This window comes from Acinetobacter sp. UBA5934 (genome assembly GCF_002430855.1).
Taxonomy (GTDB): Bacteria; Pseudomonadota; Gammaproteobacteria; order Pseudomonadales; family Moraxellaceae; genus Acinetobacter.
In genome coordinates this window covers 1-19,934 of record NZ_DJDC01000136.1, presented here as the reverse complement: position 1 = coordinate 19,934, position 19,934 = coordinate 1, and the positions used below count along the sequence as shown (strand labels likewise).

Sequence of the window (19,934 nt, the reverse complement as noted above, 5' to 3'; positions counted from 1 at the left end):
GCTGCGATGGGTGCAAAACCGCACAGCATTCTACTCGCATTGAGCCTACCCCAAATTGATCATGACTGGCTTAAAGGCTTTAGTCAGGGTTTATATGATTGTTGCGATCAATTTGGTGTGAGTTTAATTGGTGGGGACACCACGCAAAGTCCTCATCTGACCATTTCTGTCACAGCGCTTGGTTGGGTTGAAACGGGCAAAGCCGTTACACGTTCAGGCGCGCAAGTCGGCGATTATGTCTGCGTCTCTGGCACAGTCGGTGATGCGGCATTTGCTTTGCAAAATTTAGGACATCCCTTACAAAAACGTCTGGATTATCCAACGCCACGTTGCCAGCTTGGAGAGCAACTCAAAGGCTTGGCATCTAGCATGATTGATGTGTCTGATGGTTTAGCCCAAGACCTAGGACATATCCTTAAAGCATCACATGTCGGTGCAATTTTGGATTTAGACCAGCTACCAATTGATGCCGCTTTAAAAAAATTACAACAAGAACAGCAATGGCAATATGCTCTCGCGGGTGGCGATGACTATGAGTTATGCTTTACAATAAGCCCGCAAAATTATGAAAAGCTTTTGCTACAACAATTAGATGTCAACATTAGTAAGATTGGGCAAATTGCTCAACAACCTGAATTAACTTTTGTGCAGAATGGCGTAGATCATTCGCTACATTTTTATGGATATCAACACTTTGCATAAACCTGCGATTCCCTTTAAAGACATGTCCTGGTACAACCGCTTTATCGTTTTTTGCGGTGTCGGATTTGGTTCCGGGTTGTTACCCAAAGCACCAGGCACTTTTGGTTCAGCCTTTGCATTACTGTTTATTCCTGCTTGGCTTGCAATTGGCTTTACCAACTCCATTATTGCCATGGTTTTAATGTCACTTATCGGCATTTATATTTGTGGGCAAACCGCTAAAGTCATGGGTGTACATGACGATGGCCGTATTGTTTGGGATGAATTTGCAGGACAATCGATTACCTTTCTGCCACTGATTTACTTCGCACAAATGAGCTGGCTTTGGGTGCTGGTTGGATTTGCCCTGTTCCGCTTATTCGATGTCTGGAAACCCTGGCCTATTCGTGTCATCGACCGTCAAGTCGGTGGCGGTTTCGGCATTATGTTTGACGATATTATTGCCGGCATTTGGGCCGCAATCTGTATTCTCGTGTACCTCAACATTTCAATGGCTTAAGCCAAGTTTTTAAGGTGTATTATGTCAACTTCTGTGATTATTCTTGCTGCAGGTAAAGGAACTCGAATGCGTTCGAGCTTACCCAAAGTATTGCAGCCGCTCGCAGGACGTCCCCTACTCGGTCATGTCATTGAAACAGCAAAAAAATTAAATGCACAAAATATCATTACCATTTTTGGGCATGGCGGTGATTTAGTTCAGCAAGCTTTTGCACAGGAAAATGTGCAATGGGTTGAACAGGCTGAACAACTTGGAACTGGCCATGCGGTAAAAGTAACATTACCTGTACTTCCTAGCGATGGCGTTTCGCTGATCCTTTCCGGTGACGTGCCTTGTATTAGCCAAGAAACCTTAGAAAAGCTATTAGCTGTTTCACGTGAAACAGGAATTGGTCTGGTGACCTTAACCTTGGCCGATGCCACTGGTTATGGCCGTATCGTTCGTGAAAACAATAAAATTCAAGCCATTGTTGAGCATAAAGACGCCAACGATACACAGCGTCAAATTCAGGAAATTAATACCGGTATTTATTGTGTCAGCAATGCCAAACTGCATCAATGGTTGCCACGTTTGAGCAACAATAATGCCCAAGGCGAATACTACCTGACTGACATCGTGGCCATGGCCATTGCAGATGGTCTTGAAGTGGCTTCTGTTGAACCGGAACGTGCCTTTGAGGTTGAAGGCGTGAATGACCGTCTTCAGCTGGCAGCGTTGGAACGTGAATTCCAGGCCTATCAGGCCAAGCTTCTGATGCAGCAAGGCGTGCATATCATTGATCCAAGCCGCTTCGACCTGCGTGGTAACTTAGTGGTTGGTCAAGATGTGCGAATCGATATCAATGTGATTATCGAAGGTAACTGTGAACTCGGCGACAATGTCGAAATTGGTGCAGGCTGTGTAATTAAGAATAGTAAAATTGCTTCAGGCACCAAGGTCCAACCCTACAGTATTTTCGACAATGCTGTTGTCGGGGAAGATACGCAAATTGGACCATTTGCTCGTTTACGTCCAGGTGCGAAACTGGCCAATGAAGTCCATATCGGTAACTTTGTTGAAGTGAAAAACTCCATTATTGGACTCGGCTCTAAAGCCAATCACTTTACGTATTTAGGTGATGCCGAAGTTGGCGCAGGTTCAAATATTGGTGCCGGTACCATTACCTGCAATTATGATGGCGCCAATAAATTTAAAACCATTATTGGTGACTCAGCCTTTATCGGCTCGAATAGCTCACTGGTTGCTCCGGTCAGTATAGGCAATGGCGCAACTGTAGGTGCTGGCTCAGTCATCACACGCGATGTAGCAGAAAATAGTTTGGCCTTTGAGCGCTCAAAACAAGTGGCTAAAGAAAACTATCAACGCCCCCAAAAATTGAAAAAATAAGAGGATTATAACTATGTGCGGAATTGTCGGTGGCGTTGCAGAACGTAATATTACCAATATTTTAATTGAAGGCTTAAAGCGCCTTGAATACCGTGGCTACGATTCAGCTGGTGTTGCGCTGATCAATGGCGGTCATGTCCTGCGCGAACGTCGTGTGGGTAAAGTGATCAATTTGGAACAAGCAGTGAATGAGTCGAATATCGAAGGTTCACTGGGGATTGCGCATACCCGCTGGGCAACGCATGGTAAACCGACTGAAAATAATGCCCATCCGCATATTTCAGGTACGGTTGCTGTGGTGCATAACGGTATTATTGAAAACTACCAAGAGCTGAAAGATGATCTTGAAGCTCTAGGCTATGTGTTTACTTCACAAACAGATACCGAAGTTGTTGCGCATCTGGTCAATGATGCATTGAAATCTACTTCCAGCCTTCTAGAAGCGGTTCAACAGGTTGTTCCTCAGCTCAAAGGTGCATATGCTCTGGGCATCGTACATACAGATCATCCTGATGAACTGATTACTGTGCGGGAAGGTTCTCCTTTGGTCATTGGCGTAGGTATTGGCGAGAACTTTATCAGTTCGGATCAATTGGCACTGCTTCCAATTACCAACCGTTTTATTTACCTAGAAGAAGGTGATATTGCACGTTTAACACGCAATAGCATTGAAGTATTTGTGGATGGGCAATTGGTGAACCGTCCAGTCAAAGAACTGGATGCAACAGTCAGCAATGCGTCTAAAGGTGAATATAAGCACTACATGCTGAAAGAAATTTATGAGCAACCTGAAGCGATTCAGCAAACCATTTCCCAGGCATTAAATGGAAATGATTTACGCGAAGATTTCTTAAAGAATGCAGTTGCGGATTTTGAAAATATTCAGCAAGTGCAAATTATTGCCTGCGGGACCAGTTACCATGCCGGCATGATTGCAAAATACTGGTTTGAACAACTGATTGACCTGCCTTGCCAAGTCGAAATTGCCAGCGAATTCCGTTACCGTACGCCGGTGATTGTGAATAACACCCTATATGTGTGTATTTCTCAATCTGGTGAAACCGCCGATACCTTGGCTGCGCTGCGTGATACACAAAAACGTGCTGCTGCAAAAAATTTAAACATTATAACCATGACCATTTGTAATGTAGCCACATCTTCTATGGTACGTGAAACCAATCATAGCCTGTTAACTTTGGCTGGACCTGAGATTGGTGTGGCTTCAACCAAAGCATTTACCACTCAGCTTGCGGCCCTCATGCTGTTAGTACTCAAAATTGGTCAGGTCAAGCAAACGATTTCAGCTGAACAAATTACAGCTATTACCACTGATTTATGGCATACCCCTAAAGTCATTTTAGATACTTTGCAACAGGATAAAGACATTTTACGTTTATCTGAATTGTTTGTAGAAAAGCAACACTGTCTGTTTTTAGGTCGTGGTACCGAGTTCCCAATTGCCCTTGAAGGTGCATTGAAACTGAAAGAAATTTCATATATTCATGCCGAAGGTTATGCGGCAGGTGAACTGAAACATGGTCCATTAGCATTAGTAGACAATGACATGCCAGTGGTAATTCTTGCTCCGCAAGATGACATGCTGGACAAGCTAAAATCCAATATGGAAGAAGTTCAGGCTCGAGGTGGTGAGCTGTTCGTCTTTGCCGATGAAAACAGCGGCATTAAAGGCAAAGAGCGTCAACATGTAGTTCATATCCCAGGTATTAGCCCGCTCCTTGCTCCAATTGTTTACAGTATTCCTGTGCAACTGCTGTCTTACCATGTAGCAGTCTTACGTGGAACGGATGTCGATCAGCCGCGTAACTTGGCAAAATCGGTAACGGTTGAATAATAAATTTTGATATAAGGCTGGGCAACCGGCCTTTTTCTTGTAAAGGAAAGAGTAAAAAACCATGACACTTACTTGTTTTAAAGCTTATGACATTCGTGGAAAATTGGGTGAAGAATTAAATGAAGATATCGCCTATAAAATTGGTCGGGCGTATGGTCAAATCTATCAACCCAAGACTATAGTCATAGGTTGTGATATTCGTCTAAGTAGTGAAGGCCTAAAACAAGCAACTATTCGTGGTTTAAATGATGCCGGTGTTAACGTACTTGACCTTGGCATGACCGGCACAGAAGAAGTTTATTTTGGTGCATTCCACCTGGACGTTCAAGGCGGTATAGAAGTCACAGCCAGCCACAACCCGATGGACTATAACGGGATGAAACTAGTGCGTGAAAATGCACGTCCCATTAGTGCAGATACAGGGCTAAAAGAGATTCAGCTTTTGGCAGAATCAGGTGTCTTTAAAGACGTTGAGCAAAAAGGCACAACCGAAAAATATAATATCTTGCCTGAATTCGTAGATCACCTCATGACTTACATCGAACCATCACAAATCACACCAATGAAATTGGTAGTGAATGCCGGTAATGGTGCAGCAGGTCATGTGATCGATGCAATTGAAGAAAAATTCAAAGTTCTGAATGTACCGGTAGAATTTATTAAAATTCACCATGAAGCCGATGGTACGTTCCCGAACGGTATTCCCAACCCACTGCTCGTCGAAAATCGTGACAGCACGCGTAATGCAGTTATTGAACATGGTGCTGACATGGGCCTTGCCTGGGATGGTGATTTTGACCGTTGCTTCCTGTTTGATGAAAAAGGCCAGTTTATTGAGGGCTATTATATTGTGGGTCTATTGGCTCAAGCTTTCTTGCTGAAACAGTCGGGTGAGAAAATTGTGCATGACCCCCGTCTGGTATGGAATACCTTTGACATTGTTGAGCAATATCAAGGGGAAGCAATTCAATCTAAATCAGGTCATTCTTTCATTAAAGAAAAAATGCGTGAGCATAATGCGGTATATGGCGGAGAAATGAGTGCTCACCATTATTTCCGTGACTTTGCCTATTGCGATAGCGGTATGATTCCGTGGCTGTTGGCGGTATCTGTATTGTCAGAAACCAAGAAGCCGCTTTCTACTCTTGTAGAAGAAATGATTGCAAAATTCCCATGTTCAGGCGAAATCAACTTCAAAGTGGCAAATACCCAAACAACTATTCAAAAGATTTTTGATCACTTTGCCGATCAAAATCCGGTTATTGATCAAACAGACGGCGTGAGCCTGGATTTTGACGTTTGGCGTTTAAACGTACGCGCTTCCAATACCGAACCGTTAATGCGCTTGAATATTGAAAGTCATGCGGACAAAAATCCTAAACCGATACAAAAGTATGTAGATGAATTGACCCAGTTAATTCAAAGTAATGGTCAAAAATAAAAGGGCGAGATGTTTGTACATTGCCATTTTTATAAAAAAGAGCTCAAATTGAGCTCTTTTTATTTTCAAAAATTAGCGAATCGTCTTTATATTTAAAGCTAAAATTGCTCTTCTATTCATCAGATACATAAAGCTTTTTTAATATTAGCTAGAAAGATATGATTTAAAAAATCAGTCATTCAAATTTTGTATCTTTTATTCACAAATTTTCCTGGCTGATCAAAATTGAGTACCTTGGCATAATTACCCGCAGCTGTCGCATTTTCAGGTATATCTTTGGTCACCACACTACCCGCACCGATGGTCACATTATTGCCAATTTTTACATTTTCAATAATGCACACATTCGGTCCGATATAGACATTATCGCCAATAATCGCTGCTGGACCTAAATTTGCACCGATCGTGGTATATTGTGATAAATTCACATTATTGCCTATGGTTGCCGTTGGACTGACCACCAGTGGTCCGCCATGACCGATATATAAGCCAAACCCGATTTTTGTATTGGCATGAATATCGATGCCATACTTTTTCTTTTTATAATAAAAAATAGGATAGGCAATCTTTGCGAACCAGGTTTTAGAACTGGCAATTCTGAGCCAGACAGAAAAATTAAATCCTCGATTAAAAAAATAATTTTTAACCAAGGAACTTAGTTTTTGATTGCCTGTATATCGATATAAATCACTTAAAATTAATTTTAAGATCATCAAATACACCTATCCATTCATTATTCCGTATTACTTAAATCCTTGCGGATTTTGCTTTTGCCAGTTCCAGCTATCCGCTAGCATATCTTCCAGAGTATATTGGGGTTTCCAGCCTAATTCCTCCACAGCACGGCTATTATCTGCAAATGAAGTCGCCACATCTCCTTCACGGCGTGGCTCAATGCTATAAGCAACGGGCACATGATTTACCCGTTCAAAAGTCTTCACCACTTCTAAAACAGAGGAACCCTTACCGGTTCCAATATTCCAGGCACGACAGCCTTTTGCCATAAGGCGATTATTCAAGGCACACAAATGTGCATTCGCTAAATCCACCACATGGATATAATCGCGCACGCCAGTTCCGTCAACAGTATCGTAATCATTGCCGAAGATTGCCAGTTTTTCCCGGCGGCCCACTGCAACTTGAGTGACAAAAGGCATCAGGTTATTCGGAATACCTTGTGGATCTTCTCCAATACAACCACTCTTATGTGCACCGACCGGATTGAAATAACGCAGTAATGCAATCGACCAGCGTTCATCTGCAATCGACAACTTTTGTAGAAGCTGTTCAACAATCAGTTTGGTATAACCATAGTTATTCGTCGGCATACCTGTAGGCATACTTTCATTTAAAGGTGATACATTCGCCTCATCATACACTGTGGCCGATGAACTAAAGACTAAATTGAATACTCCTGCGCGCTCCATGGCCTGTACCAGTTGAATAGAGCCGGAAATATTATTGTCAAAATAAGCCAGTGGAATTTGCTGGCTTTCCCCTACCGCTTTTAAACCGGCAAAATGAATCACGGCATCAATCTTATGCTGCTGAAAAACCCGATCCAAAACCTGTGCATCACGAATATCACCTTGTACAAAAGTGAGGGATTTTCCGCTGATCTGTTGCACACGATTTAAAGATTCTTCCGAACTATTGCACAGATTATCTAGAACAACGACTTCATGTCCTGAATTTAGCAGTTCCACACAAGTATGTGAGCCAATATAGCCTGCACCACCGGTCACTAAAATTTTAGCCATGTCTTTCCTATTATAATTTTAATTAAGCTGTTAGGATTTTAATCAAACCCTGGGTTGAACCATCTAAGCCGCTAATATCAGTTTGCTCACCATTCAGTATAGGCAATAACTGATTGGCAATTTCCTTGCCTTTTTCCACACCCCATTGGTCAAAGGGATTGATATTCCATAGCACAGACTGTACAAACACTTTATGTTCATACATGGCAATTAACATGCCGAGACTATACGGTGTCAACTCTTTTAATAAAATGGTAGTGCTAGGCTGATTGCCTGCATATTGTTTATAGGCAGGTAGATCCTTGAGTTCGGTCTGATCTAATGCCTGATTGCCAAAAGCCAGCAAGCGTGACTGTGCCAGACAGTTTGACAAAGCCAGATGATGCTGCTCAATCAAGGCATCTGCATTGTCTACATAAGTAAATTGCTGGGCATTATAACGTTGCACTGGTGCAATAAAATCACAGCTTACGGCTTGTGTGCCTTGATGCAATAACTGATAGAAAGCATGCTGGGCATTGGGTCCAACCTCTCCCCACACAATCGGACAGCTATCAAGTTGAACTTTTTCATTGTTGCGCTGAATCGATTTACCATTCGATTCCATTTCCAATTGTTGTAAATACGAAGCAAAGTATTTTAAACGACCGTCATAAGGCAAAATGGCATGGGTCTGGATATCTAAAAAGTTGTTATTCCATGCACCCAGCAAGCCCATTAACACCGGTATATTTTGTGTAAAAGGGGCATTCTGGAAATGTTGATCCATGATATAAGCCCCGGCAAGCAACTGCTTAAAGCCTTCAACCCCAATACTGAGTGCTATGGGCAGGCCGATACATGACCAGAGCGAATAACGCCCGCCGACCCAATCCCAAAGCAATAATTGATTTTCAGATGCAATTCCCCATTCGGTCATTTTCTCGGGTTTGGTCGATACCCCAATAAAATGATGCTTGAGAATATGCGGATGCTGACCTAAGGCTTTTTCTAGCCATAAACGCACGGTTTGCGCATTGGATAAGGTATCAATGGTGCCAAAAGACTTGGATGAGATAATAAATAAAGTAGTCTCAGGACGCAGCTGATGCAGCAATTCTGAAAGCTGACTGCCATCCATGGTCGATACAAAATGTACATTTAAAGGTTTGGTGGTCTGTTTTTTAAAGTCGGATAAGGCATGACTGACCATCAATGGCCCAAGATCTGATCCCCCAACGCCAATATTGACCACATCCTGGATCACTTCCCCGGTAGCACCACGAAATTGACCGGCATGGATTTTTTCCACCAAGGCATACATGCGCTGAAGTTGCTCATGTACTTGCGCTGCAACCTCAGCATGCTGTTGATCCCGTGCAGGCAAACGTAAGGCCCAATGCATCGCGGCACGCTGTTCGGTATAGTTAATAGCTTCAGTAGAAAACAGCCGTTTAATCCAAGGCTTGAGCTCTTGTGCGTTGGCCCAATCCACCAAATGGTCAAGTACAGTCTGATTGACCCGGTGCTTGCTAAAATCAAAGACAATGGTTTCTAAATTTACAGAAAATTTTTGAAAACGGTCATGATCTTCTGCAAAAAAATCGGTTAAATGCTGATTCTCAAATTTATTTTTTAAGTTCAACAGCTTGGTCAAAACTGTATCAATTTCTTCTACTTGATAAGGTTGTGCTTGGTTCATCATTAACGCCCTACCCCCATATAGGCAAATCCCTGTGCTTTGACATAGTCTGGATCATAAATATTTCGACCATCTAAAATCAGTGGATGCTGCATTATTTTTAATAAATTCGGGTAATCGGGACTCCAATATTGTTTCCAAGCAGTTAACAGGCATAAGGCATGTGCGCCATTAACGGCCTCGTATTGGTCAGTACAATAAATCAAATCCTCACGATGCCCATAGACTTTTTCAATTTCTGCCAATGCCTGCGGATCATGCAATTTGACTGTTACCCCTTGCGCCCATAAGGCTTTAAGCATGGTATGAATCGGTGATTGTTGAATCCGCGCAGTATTTTCCTTAAAAGAAGCACCCCAAATTGCTACTGTTTTACCTTTTAAATCGCCATGATAGTAATTCCACAGCTTTCTAAACAGCAGCTCTTTTTGTTGCTCATTGATCTCCCAAACCTGTGCCAATAGCTGGCTTTTAGTCCCTGTACCGGAAACCGTGTTGGCCAATGTGAGAATGTCATGAGAGAAGTTTTCTCCCCCAAAACCTGCTCCGGGCTTTAAATAAGACAATCCGATACGGCTATCGGCTCCCATGCCCTGCCGCACCTGTTCTATGTCAATTCCTAATTTTTCCGCAACTACGGCTAAGTCATTGATATAGCTAATACGTGTTGCTAACATGCCTGAAATGCTGAGCTTGGTAAATTCAGCATCCAAAATCGGCATAAACAAATAATTGTGTTGAAGTGGAAATAAAGGACGCAATAACTCTTTTACTTTCAGCTGAACCGTTGCCTGGGTAGTACCCACTATCAGCTGCTTGGCTTGGGTAAAGCTGGCTAAAGCATCGCCCTCCTGAATAATGTCAGGTAAATAAACCCAATCATCTTCAGGTAAATATTTCTGAAATTTGTCAGTCCCATGCAAGCCTAGCGTAGAAGCATTAATCATCAGTTTGGGATGAATAATCTGACGCTGGCCGATTTCTTTTAATATTTCTATACCTGAATTTTCTTCAGCCGGATTAAAACTAAAGAAATAGGCATCTGTATCCAAGGCAATATCATTTAGGTGACAGTATTTTAAAAAGCCAATTTTTTCCTGTTTATCCAGCAATTGTTTGACTGCATCATCTTGGGCATAAGCATGCTCTAAAGTACGGTTTTTTAGAAAATCACACCAATATACCTGATGGCCACATTCGGCCAGTAATGCTGACAGGACACCTGAATAAAGGGTTTGTCCAAATACTGCAACTTTCATTATTTTCTCGCCTTATAATTTAAGTTCCTGAATGAGTGCTTTAAAATCTTCACCCAATTTAGGATGATCTACTCCATAATGTAACACTGCTTTGAGATAACCCAATTTGCTACCGCAATCAAAGGTTTGACCTTTCATTCGATAGGCTTCCACCGCTTCCGTTTTTTGTAATTCTGCAATTGCATCGGTCAATTGAATTTCATTTCCTGCACCTTTAGGTGTTGTTGCCAAAAGCTGCATAATATTGGCCGGCAATACATAGCGCCCCACGACAGAGAGATTGGATGGCGCCGTACCGACTGCAGGCTTTTCTACAATCCCTTGCATTACTATACTTTCGCCTTCTGCAGGTGATGCCACCACATCGACAATGCCATATTGATCTACCAGATGCTCAGGCACCGCTTCCACCATAATTTGTGAAGCTTGAGATGCGTTAAAACGTTGAATCATCAAACTTAAGTCATTAATCGGATCTTTATCTTTAACCAATACATCGGGAAGCAAAACAGCAAAATCGTCATGACCAATAACATCTTTGGCACAGAGTACTGCATGACCTAAGCCCAAGGGTTGCGGCTGCCGAACACTCACCACGCTGACATGGGGAGGTAAGATTTCTGTGATCTCCTTTAATAAGTCAAATTTCTTTTTATTTTCAAGCGTTGTTTCCAGTTCAAAGTTACGGTCAAAATAATTTTCAATCGACGCTTTGGATGAATGGGTCACCAGGATGATTTGCTCTATACCTGCCGCTACAGCCTCACGTACCACATACTCAATGGCTGGACGATCGACCACTATCACCATTTCTTTAGGAATAGATTTACTGGCAGGTAAAAAACGGGTTCCCAGACCAGCAACTGGGAGAATGGCTTTCTTGATCATAATATTTACAAAATTGAAAATGAAAAGAAATTTATTTTATCCATTTTTCGACAGATGACTATCCGAAATATGTTTATTAGAAAACCGCGCTGCACCCACCTCTTGATCGGGAGCATTAATGCCTTCTTTAGTTAACATTACTTTAACAGTTTTAAACATAATTTTAGAATCAAGCCAAAAGGATTGTTGTTCTACATATTGCACATCTAATTCGAATTTTTCTTCCCAAGACAAATTATTACGACCACTGACTTGGGCAAGTCCGGTCATACCTGGTCTAACTTCATGGCGACGCATTTGCTCAGGAGTATAATGTTCCAGAAAATCTTTCATTTGAGGACGAGGACCCACAATACTCATATCTCCTTTTAAGACATTAATGAGTTGAGGCATTTCATCCAAAGTGGTGGAACGAAGCTTTTGGCCGAAGGGTGTAATTCGCATTTCATCAGGCAAAGGATTTCCTTCTTTATCAAATGCATCCTTCATGGAACGGAACTTGATCATTTTGAAAATTTTTGCATCTTTTCCAGGCCGCTCTTGATAAAAGAAAATTGGCGAACCTAAGTTTCTACGAACTTTATAAGCAACCCAAAGGAAAATTGGACTCAAAAGAGCTAATGCTGTTAAAGCTATTAAAAAATCAATTAAACGTTTCATGTATATAACCTTAATTGTCCTTATTTAATTTGCAAAGAAGTTCTAAAATTAAAATTATTTCAATACTTATTACTGCAATAATCTTTACAAATACACCCAGATTTTACTTACTTTCCATGAAAAGTATTATATCTTGAAATTATTTACTTTAAATGTAAATTTACTTAAATCATGGAGATAAGTCTTTCAACTGTAACATCACGTAAATATTCAGATTTTATTTTTTCTCTATTTTCTAAACTTAACTGTTGATATTTACCATTTTCTTGAAGATGTTGAATTTCATTCTTTAATACTTCGATATTACAAGGAGTTATTAAAGAAACATTTTGAAAGTTTTCTAATGTTTTTCCAGCTACACCAAGGCCCCCATATAGAACATATTTTCCTGTAGATAAATATTCATATAATTTAGAAGGCATAGCAGTAGAAAATTCTGGGGTCAATTGTGCATATAGAACATCAGATTGATTATATATTTCTAAAAGTTCATTAAATTGACGACGGCCCCAGAAATTTAAGTTCTGTTGATTAGAATCAACTAATGTATTAATTCTTTCAAAGTCCGTGCCTGTACCGACAATATTAAATTGAACATGCGGTAATAGTTTGCTTGCTTCAATCAGTGTGGATAAATCTTGCGCTAAACCTACATTACCAATATAAGTCACAGTAAACTGATTAGAGTGATTCTGCTGAACGTGACTTAACTTTTCAAAAACTGAAAGTGAAACTCCATTTGGGACTTTAACGATTAATTCTTTATTACAGACATGTTTAGAAATATAATCAAACTCGTGATCATTAGTTACACTGATAAGATCGAACTTTTTTAAATTGACCAAAGCACTTTGAGTAAAAACTCTTTTAGCAATTCTATTTATTAATGACTTAGTATCCAAATACTCCCAGCTTAAATCACGAATATCTAAAATTTTAGTTTTTCCAGATTTAAGTAAGAAGCTTAAATGAAGTAAAAACATCGATGGAATTGTAATTAGATTAACATCACAATTAAATTCATTTGCTTTCTCTAATGCAAGTGAAGCTATTTTCATTTCCATCAAAGCACGTTTTATAAAAGATGAAATTTTTGTATCAACAAATGGAATTTTAAAATGTAAAAAATTTTCATGCTCTAAAAGCTGAAATTTTTCATCATCCATTGAAATCAGTTTAACTTGGTGTCCCGCTGCTAGAAACGAATTTACAAAGCTCAGTACACGATTTCTTGAAGCATTTTCGTTTTCTAAACTATTTGCACTAATAATACATATACTTGACATCTTAAGAACCCATATTTCTACATGTAATTAACATTTCGTAATCATCGGATAATAAATTTATTTTCAAACAAAAATTTGAAATTGATTTACCGAATTCAGGATGCCAATAACTCTCCATAAGCATAGTTTTAACATCACCTTTTAGATAAATATTAATGACGTAATTATTTAATTCGCATACAAAATGATTATTTGATTCTTTTTTTATTTTCACATCGGGATGAAAATGTATGTAGGAGGTTGCAGATTTAAATGCACCGATTAAACGATCTTTCAAGATAATTTGATTTTCCTGAAAATCCACTGAGCGATTATGAGTAGCACCTGTTAAGCTTTTATAAGATGCTGAAAAATTAATAATTTTATTATTATCATAATGAAGTGCATCTAATTTAGGACTTACCCTTCTCGCAACTCTAAAGCCAGACCAAATTTCACTAGAGTTTTGCTGATCAATTTCAATAGTATTATGGGCAGATGTTCCGCGCTGATATAATCTTTCCGCACCTAATCCATATTGAGATATCCCAGAATTTACAATAAATCTTGAACCCCATATACTTAATTCAAAACTCAGCGTATCTGCGTGGGCATGTCCGGGCTGATAACTTGGCCCGACTTCAGCAACATCCATAATAAATTTATAAGCTTCACGTTCAACAGAGATATAACCGCTGTCAGTTAAATTGATGTCTTTAATATCACTTAGCTCAATAATTATTTTTAAATTTTCAGCATAATTGCGTAAATGTTTATAGGTAGAGGCAATACCAAATGCAGCATCATTAAAAAAAGAAATCTCGCCATCTGGATGGGATAAATATTTAAGCCATTCAAGCATTTTAATAATTTTATTTTTTAAATGACTAACATCAATTAAGTCATTACCTGAATAACAAACAGCAATTAATTGATAAATATCTAAAAGATCTTCCAAAAAAATGGCATGGTACATTGGTGTTAATTCAAAATTTGCACCATCCGCTAGAACTTGTTCATCAATTTCTTTTTTATAAATTTTTAATCCTAAATCTAGCCATTTTTTCGATTCTGAAGTATCAAAAAACAGTCCTGCAAAAATTAATGCTTTTGCATTTGCAAATAAATGATTAGCGAGAATATGCCACTCGACAGTTTTTGATAAATGCTCAGCTTGTAAAGCTAGACTCTGCAATTGAAGTTCATTTAGTCTATTGCCTTGTAATGACCATTTTACCCAGTTCACAATTCTTAAAGAATTTGGATAAGGCTCCCAAGCATTACCAGAAGAATAGGGATTTTCAGCAATCCATTTATTAATTAAATCATCATGCCAGTCTTTACGCTCTATAGCATTTTCTGCATTTAGGTCATCAAAATAATGCAGGTTGTATAACCATAATTTTTCTTGCTGCGGAGTATTCCAATCCTCAGCCGTGTTTAACTGACCTAAATGATTTAAGAATAAAAATTGTGTTGGACTAAGCATACTCATAGGTTTAGCTACTGTATTGTGCCAACTCTGTTTTACATTTCTAAGCTGAGTATTAAATACGGTTTGCTTGGTCCTTGGTTTAAATAAAAGATAGTGCAGTCGATAAGACAACTGCACAAATTTTAAATATTTAATGGTATGAATTAATTTTAGTAGTTTCATAGCAAATAAAGCTTAAGCCTGCTTTTCTCTCAGTAATTGGGCTGCTTGAATTGTGACTCTTGCAACTTCTAAAATTTCGTCTAAAGGAATTGGAGTGCTTTCACCTTTTTCAATTGCTTCAACAAAAGCTTTGGTGCAATTTTCCTGACCCTTATCTTGGCTCCATAGATTCATTTTCTTGAATCCAGACCATCCATAACCTGTCATTTTTCTAAAGTTATCTAATTGAAGAACCTTGCCACTAGTGAAGACTTCAATTCGTTCTTTTGGAAATGCATTAGACCCATTCGCTAAATAGAAAATTGTACCAAATGAACCATCTTCAAAGGCTAAGGTTATACAAGCTTTATCTTCAACCAAGTCGTGATCAAATTGCGCTCCCATACCTTGTACTTGGTAATTGACAATTTTTGAACCTGCAAGGAATCGCATTAAATCAATAAAGTGGCAGGCCTCACCAATAATGCGACCACCGCCTATTTCAGGATCCTGAGTCCAATGATCTACTGGTATAGCACCTGCATTCATGGTCATGATAAATGTTTTAGGCTGTTTTACTGTTGCTAACAGCTGCTTCATTTTTTGAATTTGTGGTGAGAACCGACGATTAAAACCAACCATTAAATGAGGTTTAGCGGTAGACGAATTAGATCGGTAGAAATCTTCTATAGCATCTACATCTGCTAAATTTAATGCTAGCGGCTTTTCCACGAAAACATTTTTATTCGCATTCAATGCATCCAGAACAAATTTTGCATGTGTGTTATGACGCGTTGCAATAATACAGGTATTAATTTCACTATTTTGCCAAATATCATTTAGTTCTGATGAGGCAATTTTGAAGCCAGCTTTCTCACCATGAATTACACTATTCACGCCACTTGCAGTCACAATAGTATGCAAATTAACATTGGTTTTCTTAAATGCTGGAATAAGTACACGTGACGCATAGTTACCAGCACCAATACAACCCAAAGTCACTTTAGCAACCGAGTTAAATTGATAGTTCGGTAAATCTAAACGTTTGAAATGTCTATTTTCAACCTGATGTTCGTATTGTAGAACAATACCTAAACTATCGCGTACATTGGTAAGTACTTCATATGCTGCAACTGCATCTTCAAATTTGAATCGATGACTTACCAATGTTTCAACATCTAAAGCACCAGATGCCATCATATCCAAAACGGCAACAAAGTTACGCTGCTCTGTCCAACGAACAAAACCTATTGGATAATCATTACCTTTCGCTTCATAGAATTCATCATAGCGACCTGGGCCATATGAACACGAAACCTGGAAGCTTAATTCTTTTTCATAAAAATCAGCACGGTTTAATTCTAAGCCTACAACACCAACCAGAATGATACGGCCACGTTGACGACACATTAATGCTGCTTGGTGTACAGGATCATTTGACTTAGTCGAGGCGGTAATAATTACCCCGTCTACACCTAAACCACGTGCAAATACTTCTGCCACTGTTACTGGATCTTGACCTAAAGCAGGATTACAAATCTCAGCTCCATATTTTTTTGCCAGCTCTAATTTTTTTTGATCAAAATCAACCGCTAAAACGCGACATCCATTTGCTTTAAGTAATTGAATTGCCATTAAGCCAATAAGACCCGCCCCAATGACAACAAAACTCTCCCCTAAAGTCGGCTGTGCCAAACGGATACCTTGTAAAGCAATCGCACCTAATACGGTAAAACTTGCAGCTTCATCAGAGACATTATCTGGAATTTTTGCACATAAGTTTTTAGGTACTTTAACTACATCAGCATGGTGACCATTGGAAACAACTCGATCACCAATTTTAAAACCTTCAACCTGTTTACCAACTTCCTGAATGATACCTACATTACAGTATCCTAGAGGCAATGGTTGGTTCAATTTAGATTGAACAGCTTCATAAGTGGTAAGCAGACCATCAGTTTTAACCTTATCAAGTACCATACGTACTTTTTCTGGTTGTTGACGTGCTTTATCAATGACATTTGCTTTACCAAAATCAACCAACATACGTTCTGTACCAGCAGAAATAAGAGAAATACTGGTAGAGATAATAAGGTGACCGGTACTTACTTGAGGAGATGGGGCTTCAACAATTGAAGTGCCGCCTTTAGATAAATCTTGGAAAATTTGTTTCAACTTTTTCTCCGAATGCTAAAAATGATTAATCCAAATAATAATGGAAATAAAGTAAATATAGTTCTAGAGAAAAACCCTAAAAACTCTGCATAAAAAAATTGGCTACAAAATAGAACCATTAAATAAATATAAATAATTTTTAAAAATAGATTATTTTTATCTTTTAAATAAGTAAAAAATATACATAAAAACAACCCTGTGCTAAAAGAAAATAAAAGACTGGTTAAAACACCATAATTCATTAATAGTTCAGTAACAAAACCAGTTGTTAGTGATGAATTACCTTCCTGCCCCAAAACATAACTGCCAGGATAAATCATATTTTTTAACTCTGGACCCGCTCCATAAGGTTTATCTATCCATAGGGCTCTTGGAATAAAGTTACTAAAACCAGCCAGGTATGTTTTTCCAAGTAAAATTTGATATTGATTTGAAAGTAACCATACTATATTTTCATGATTTCCAAAAGCACCATTTAAAGAGTTAATTAAACCATAATCATCATTATAATTATTAGAAATTTCAGATGAAGTTATTTCTTTCCTATACTTACCAATTAAATATAATATATAAATACAAAAAAACGGAAATATAATTTTAAATGTATATTTAAAATTTATTTTAAAATATCTACAAGAAAGATAAATTGAAAACAATAGGAAAAACAGAATAAATAATGAATTTCGATTACTATTAATAGAATAATAAATAGCCGAATACACAAAAATCAATAGAAATAAAAATAAATATAATTTATTATTTCTCATTAAATATGAAAAAAATACAAGAATACAAGATATATATATCCAATGCGGAAATAAGACTTTAATACCTTGACCATATGCAAATGAAATCCTATCTCTTAGATAAACATCCATTCCCATAGATAAAATTTGAATAATATTTTGGTAAGAGTAATAAAAACCTACTGCAAAAATTAGTAGGGCATAAAATATTAAATTTCTATAATTAAAATGCGTAATATTAAAATCTTTGATATTGAAAAATATAGGATTATTAATACTTTTATTAAATAAAATAAAACCCAAATTAAATAAAAAATAAATTATAAATGAAAAAAACATAGAAATTGAGTATATTAAAGGATCATACTCATCTTGATATCTAAAAAAACCATAATACCACTGTAATACTGGCATAAGAATATGAATTAAAATAAAAAAAGTAGTACTCACACCATGAGGTGTGAGAAAAATATATTTTAGTCCATATTTAGTTAAACCTGGCTTTAAAAAAGCCAAGGCTGCAGAAAATAATAATAATGCAGAAATATAAATCATTTCAATTCATTTGTATTCAAGTTTTTCTTTAGGTATTCTCGCGAATCCCCAATAATTTGACCTGGACTACCAGCATAAATTGAAAAATCCGGTATTTTTCCTCGAACTACCGTCCCTGCAGCAATAATACACCCTTTTCCAATTTGACAACCAGGCATTAATATAGTCCCTGTTCCAATAAAGCTATAATCGCCTATTTTTACCGCTCTAATTTTTCCAATTGGTTTTTCTTGAGGAATATCAAATGCCTTGGCTACAGTATGTAAAGACCAATCATGTGTTAAAACTCTAATATAACTTGACATAGTAACCTGATTACCAATTTCAATTAGACTATAATTTGTTCCATCAAACCATATTTTAGAAGAGAGATAATTGGGCTTACCATTAAAAATAACCCCCCATTTTTTTAGAAAATAATAATTTACTTTCGTGGCATATCTGGGCTTTAATGATCCAAAGGTTTTCATTGCGAGAAAATATAAAATTTTGCTCAGTTTACTCATTTTTAAATACCTATTTTTGCAAAAATATTATTTAATTGTTCATCAAATGTAGGAAAAATTTGCTGTAGATTTTTAGTATTTTCTACCAATAGTGCATATTTCTCTTTATTTAATATTAACTTATCTAATTGACTAACTAAACTTTGATAATCTTCATAATTTACAGATATACAACTATTGGAAGATCTTAAAAATTCTGCTGTCAATACTTCTTTATTAACTATTACAGGAACAGAATATTGTAGGGCATCCCCCCACTTATTTGCCTCTGCCATTCGATTAATTGGATATATTGGATTATAGTAAGTTAATACAAAATTACTTATTCGATAATAAGCCAATGCTTCATATTGAGGTAATTCTCCTAAGTATATAACATTTTCAAAAGCTAACATTTGTTGTGCTAAATCCGAATCTACCCTACCAGCCATAAGCAAACAAATATTTTTTCTAGCTTCAGCAACTTTTTTAATAATATCTATACCACGTGTATCAGTTAACCAACCATTTACATAAATATTTAAATCATAAGATTTAATTTTTTGAATTATTTCTAAGTCCAAATCAACTAATTCTGACTTTTTCACATCAAAACTAGTAGGAGTATTTTTTAAAATTAAAAAATTCTTTGAGGTAAAATCATATCGTTCACGACCAGGAATTATATGTATTAAACAATTATGTGATACATACTTCTCTAAGTATTCGAGTATATTTTTTATTATTTTAGGGAAATTGAACAGCTGCGAAAATCTATCTGCATCATCATAAATAACATCAAATTTTTTAATTTTTGAGGCTAATAATGCTGGAAATGCAGATTCAAAACCTAATGCCCAAACCTTGTCATTACTTTTAAATTTATATAAACAACAAAAAAAAACTGCTACCATCCAAAATAGATACATAACTTTAGCTTTTTT

At 37.6% G+C, this 19,934-nt stretch carries 17 protein-coding genes; 5 read left to right on the top strand and 12 right to left on the bottom strand.

Translation table 11 applies throughout. From position 1 onward, the window contains the following. The 5 genes from thiL to B2Y23_RS09440 all read left to right on the top strand — a co-directional run. On the top strand, positions 1 to 702 hold a 702-nt coding region (gene thiL, locus B2Y23_RS09460), incomplete at its 5' end, for a thiamine-phosphate kinase (protein WP_291370466.1). Further along, positions 680 to 1,201: a phosphatidylglycerophosphatase A family protein gene (locus B2Y23_RS09455; protein WP_291370464.1), complete on the top strand. Its 522-nt coding sequence runs from the start codon at positions 680 to 682 to the stop codon at positions 1,199 to 1,201. The genes thiL and B2Y23_RS09455, both read left to right, overlap by 23 nt. Before the next feature lie 21 nt (positions 1,202 to 1,222). Further along, positions 1,223 to 2,587, top strand: a complete 1,365-nt coding sequence (gene glmU / locus B2Y23_RS09450; RefSeq protein ID WP_291370462.1) for a bifunctional UDP-N-acetylglucosamine diphosphorylase/glucosamine-1-phosphate N-acetyltransferase GlmU — start codon at positions 1,223 to 1,225, stop codon at positions 2,585 to 2,587. 13 nt (positions 2,588 to 2,600) lie between these two features. Next, on the top strand, positions 2,601 to 4,439 hold the full coding sequence (gene glmS, locus B2Y23_RS09445; protein ID WP_291370460.1) for a glutamine--fructose-6-phosphate transaminase (isomerizing): 1,839 nt from the start codon (positions 2,601 to 2,603) through the stop codon (positions 4,437 to 4,439). A gap of 61 nt (positions 4,440 to 4,500) precedes the next feature. After that, positions 4,501 to 5,880, top strand: a complete 1,380-nt coding sequence (locus tag B2Y23_RS09440; RefSeq protein ID WP_291370458.1) for a phosphomannomutase CpsG — start codon at positions 4,501 to 4,503, stop codon at positions 5,878 to 5,880. A gap of 179 nt (positions 5,881 to 6,059) precedes the next feature. On the opposite strand, the gene B2Y23_RS09435 is transcribed toward B2Y23_RS09440, so the two are convergent. The 12 genes from B2Y23_RS09435 to B2Y23_RS09380 all read right to left on the bottom strand — a co-directional run. After that, on the bottom strand, positions 6,060 to 6,593 hold the full coding sequence (locus tag B2Y23_RS09435; RefSeq protein ID WP_291370456.1) for a serine O-acetyltransferase: 534 nt from the start codon (positions 6,591 to 6,593) through the stop codon (positions 6,060 to 6,062). Between the two features lie 30 nt (positions 6,594 to 6,623). Beyond that, positions 6,624 to 7,640 (bottom strand): UDP-glucose 4-epimerase GalE, encoded by a 1,017-nt coding sequence (gene galE / locus B2Y23_RS09430; protein ID WP_291370454.1) that lies wholly within the window; start codon positions 7,638 to 7,640, stop codon positions 6,624 to 6,626. Between the two features lie 22 nt (positions 7,641 to 7,662). Beyond that, positions 7,663 to 9,324 (bottom strand): glucose-6-phosphate isomerase, encoded by a 1,662-nt coding sequence (gene pgi, locus B2Y23_RS09425; protein WP_414632123.1) that lies wholly within the window; start codon positions 9,322 to 9,324, stop codon positions 7,663 to 7,665. After that, entirely contained in the window at positions 9,324 to 10,580 is a 1,257-nt protein-coding gene (locus B2Y23_RS09420) for a nucleotide sugar dehydrogenase (protein ID WP_291356421.1), read from the bottom strand. Before B2Y23_RS09420 ends, pgi begins: the two co-directional genes overlap by 1 nt. A 12-nt stretch (positions 10,581 to 10,592) precedes the next feature. Further along, positions 10,593 to 11,468: a UTP--glucose-1-phosphate uridylyltransferase GalU gene (galU, locus tag B2Y23_RS09415; RefSeq protein ID WP_291370450.1), complete on the bottom strand. Its 876-nt coding sequence runs from the start codon at positions 11,466 to 11,468 to the stop codon at positions 10,593 to 10,595. Positions 11,469 to 11,504: 36 nt separating this feature from the next. After that, entirely contained in the window at positions 11,505 to 12,128 is a 624-nt protein-coding gene (locus tag B2Y23_RS09410) for a sugar transferase (RefSeq protein WP_291370448.1), read from the bottom strand. Positions 12,129 to 12,292: 164 nt separating this feature from the next. Beyond that, on the bottom strand, positions 12,293 to 13,414 hold the full coding sequence (locus B2Y23_RS09405; RefSeq protein ID WP_291370445.1) for a glycosyltransferase: 1,122 nt from the start codon (positions 13,412 to 13,414) through the stop codon (positions 12,293 to 12,295). Between the two features lies 1 nt (position 13,415). After that, on the bottom strand, positions 13,416 to 15,050 hold the full coding sequence (locus tag B2Y23_RS09400) for a heparinase II/III family protein (protein WP_291370443.1): 1,635 nt from the start codon (positions 15,048 to 15,050) through the stop codon (positions 13,416 to 13,418). A gap of 12 nt (positions 15,051 to 15,062) precedes the next feature. Next, on the bottom strand, positions 15,063 to 17,204 hold the full coding sequence (locus B2Y23_RS09395) for a bi-domain-containing oxidoreductase (protein WP_291370441.1): 2,142 nt from the start codon (positions 17,202 to 17,204) through the stop codon (positions 15,063 to 15,065). Continuing rightward, complete coding sequence (locus B2Y23_RS09390; protein ID WP_291370439.1) at positions 17,201 to 18,505, bottom strand: O-antigen polymerase; 1,305 nt, start codon at positions 18,503 to 18,505, stop codon at positions 17,201 to 17,203. Before B2Y23_RS09390 ends, B2Y23_RS09395 begins: the two co-directional genes overlap by 4 nt. Continuing rightward, the gene (locus tag B2Y23_RS09385; RefSeq protein ID WP_291370437.1) at positions 18,502 to 19,011 is read right to left on the bottom strand and encodes an acyltransferase; all 510 of its coding nucleotides are present in this window, start codon (positions 19,009 to 19,011) and stop codon (positions 18,502 to 18,504) included. The genes B2Y23_RS09390 and B2Y23_RS09385 overlap by 4 nt, the downstream gene beginning before the upstream one ends. Before the next feature lie 2 nt (positions 19,012 to 19,013). Next, positions 19,014 to 19,934, bottom strand: a 921-nt coding sequence (locus tag B2Y23_RS09380; protein ID WP_291370436.1) for a glycosyltransferase, incomplete at its 5' end; no start/stop codon positions are given.